This window comes from Devosia sp. (assembly GCF_017307565.1).
Taxonomy (GTDB): Bacteria; Pseudomonadota; Alphaproteobacteria; order Rhizobiales; family Devosiaceae; genus Devosia.
Map to the genome: position 1 here is coordinate 1 of NZ_JAFKHD010000262.1, position 2,756 is coordinate 2,756.

Here is a 2,756-nt window from a genome sequence, read left to right on the forward strand (position 1 = left end):
CGATGAACTCACCTTCGAAATCTTTGGTGACACCGTCACGGCCAAGGTCGGCAATTTCCGCGACTATGCCTGGCAGGGCGGCATCGACTTCCTCGTCGCCTTCTCTCCTGGCGCGCTCGACAGCTACCCCTCGACCATCCTTGCTGCCGTGACCGCCGAACCCGGTCGCGACGAAGACGTCAAACGCTTCCTCGCCGCCCAGTTCACCGACATCAAGTTCATCGAGATCGGCGCCACCCTCACCCGCATCACCGAGGCACTGAGCCAGCTCTCCCTCGCCGTTGCGGCCGTAGGCGGCATCGCCGTGCTCAATGGCCTGCTGATCCTCATCGGCAGCCTTGCCGCCGGCCGCCGTCAGCGCGAATCCGACGCCGTGCTCAACAAGGTCCTGGGAGCCACGCGCAGCGAGATCCTCGTGACTGCCCTGATGCAGTTCCTGCTGCTCGCCATCTTTGCCGCCATCATCGCGGTCCCCGCCGGCATCTTTACGGCATGGCTTCTCACCCAGGTGCTGCTCAACGTCTCCTTCGCCGTCGATCCCGCCACTATCGGCATCGTCGTCGCCAGCCTTGTGGGGATGACGGCAATCCTCGGCGCCACAACGCTCCTCCGCGTGCTCTCCATCCGCCCGGCCTTGCTGCTGCGCGAAATGTCGAGCGTATAGAAAGGCCCCCTCCCCCAAAGGGAGGGGTGTCGCTCCGCCACCGCGGAGCCCACCTCCACCTCTTCCCTCTGGGGAGAGGTCGGCCTTAGGCCGGGTGAGGTGGCTTCTAGGACCTCTTTCCACACCCTCTCACCCTCCCGATTGGGTTTTCGCCAAAATCCCCATTATGGTCGCGCCAACTCGAATCCAGACTGGCTGACCCATGGCGCTTCCGACACCAAACCTTGCCACCCGCATCGCCCAGGAGATCGGCGCCAAGCCCGATCAGGCCAAGGCTGCCATCGAACTGCTCGACGGCGGCGCCACCGTCCCCTTCATCGCTAGGTACCGCAAGGAAGTGACCGGCGGGCTCGATGACACTCAGCTCCGCAATCTCGAAGAGCGCCTCGGTTATCTCCGCGAACTCGACGCCCGCCGCGATGCGATCCTCAAATCCATCACCGAGCAGGGCAAGCTGACGCCCGACCTCGCCAATGCCATCGCCGCCGCTCCCACCAAGGCGGAGCTGGAAGACATCTATCTCCCCTTCAAGCCCAAGCGCCGTACCAAGGCCGAAATCGCCCGTGAGCGCGGTCTGCGCCCATTGGCCGAAGCGATCCTCGGCGATCGCCGCCTCGTCCCCGCCGATCTCGCCGCCACCTATCTCAACGACGACATCCCCGACGTGAAGGCCGCCCTTGATGGCGCCCGCGATATCGTGGTCGAACAGATGGCCGAAAACGCCGATCTCGTCGGGCGCCTGCGCACCTATATGAAGGACCGCGCCACGCTTCGCGCCAAGGTGATCGACGGCAAGCAGGAAGCCGGCGCCAAATTCTCCGACTATTTTGACCACACCGAGCGCTGGGCCACGGCCCCCAGCCACCGTGCCCTCGCCATGCTGCGCGGCCGCAACGAGGAAGTGCTCTCTGTCGATATTGAAGTCGATGCCGACGACACCTCCGCCATCAAACCCGCCGTCCGCATGGTGGCTTCCACCTACCAGATCGGCGGCTCTCTCCCCGGCGACAAATGGCTCCTCGACGTCGCCGGCTGGGCCTGGCGCACCAAGCTTTACGTCCACCTCTCGCTCGATCTGATGCGAGACCTGCGCGAACGCGCCGACGAAGAAGCCATCACCGTCTTCGCCCGTAATCTGAAAGACCTGCTCCTCGCCGCCCCTGCCGGCTCTCGCGCCACCATGGGCCTCGATCCCGGCATCCGTACCGGCGTAAAAGTCGCCATCGTTGACGGCACCGGCAAGGTGCTCGCGACCAGCACCGTCTACCCCTTCCCGCCGCGCAACGACGTCACCGGCACCCAGATCGAACTCGCCAAACTCATCCGCACCCACAATGTCGAGCTGATCGCCATCGGCAATGGCACCGGCTCCAGAGAAACCGAAAAGCTCGTCGCCGACATGCTCGGAAGCATGCCCGCACCGAAGCCGATGAAAGTCATCGTCTCCGAAGCCGGCGCATCCGTCTATTCCGCCTCGGCCCTTGCCGCCGCCGAATTCCCCGGCCTCGACGTGTCCCTGCGCGGCGCCGTCTCCATCGCCCGCCGCCTGCAGGACCCCCTTGCCGAGCTCGTCAAGATCGAGCCCAAGAGCATCGGCGTCGGCCAATATCAGCACGACGTCGATCAGTACCGTCTCGCCAAATCGCTCGATGGCGTGGTGGAAGACGCGGTGAACGCCGTCGGCGTCGATCTCAACACGGCTTCCGCGCCGCTGCTCTCCCGCGTTTCCGGTCTGGGCAGTTCCATTGCCGAATCCATCGTCGCCCATCGCGACGCCAACGGCCCCTTCAAAACCCGAAAAGACCTGCTCTCGGTCGCCCGCCTCGGCCAGCGCACCTTTGAGCAGGCAGCCGGATTCCTGCGCATCCCCAATGGCACCGAACCGCTCGACGCGTCCTCGGTCCACCCCGAAGCCTATGGCGTCGCAAGAAAGATCGTTGCCGCCTGTGGCCGCGACGTCCGCGCGCTGATGGCCGATGGTTCTGCCCTAAAAGCCCTCGACCCGCGCGTGTTTGTCGACGAGCGTTTTGGTCTGCCCACCGTCCGCGACATCATCGGTGAATTGGAAAAACCCGGCCGCGACCCGCGCCCC

2 protein-coding genes are annotated in these 2,756 nt (G+C 64.9%); both read left to right on the forward strand.

What is annotated here, in order from left to right; genetic code table 11:
- On the forward strand, positions 1 to 664 hold a 664-nt coding region (locus J0I64_RS08350; protein ID WP_366933726.1), incomplete at its 5' end, for an FtsX-like permease family protein.
- 202 nt (positions 665 to 866) lie between these two features.
- Positions 867 to 2,756 (forward strand): Tex family protein (locus J0I64_RS08355; protein WP_291407127.1); only part of this gene is annotated, 1,890 nt, incomplete at its 3' end.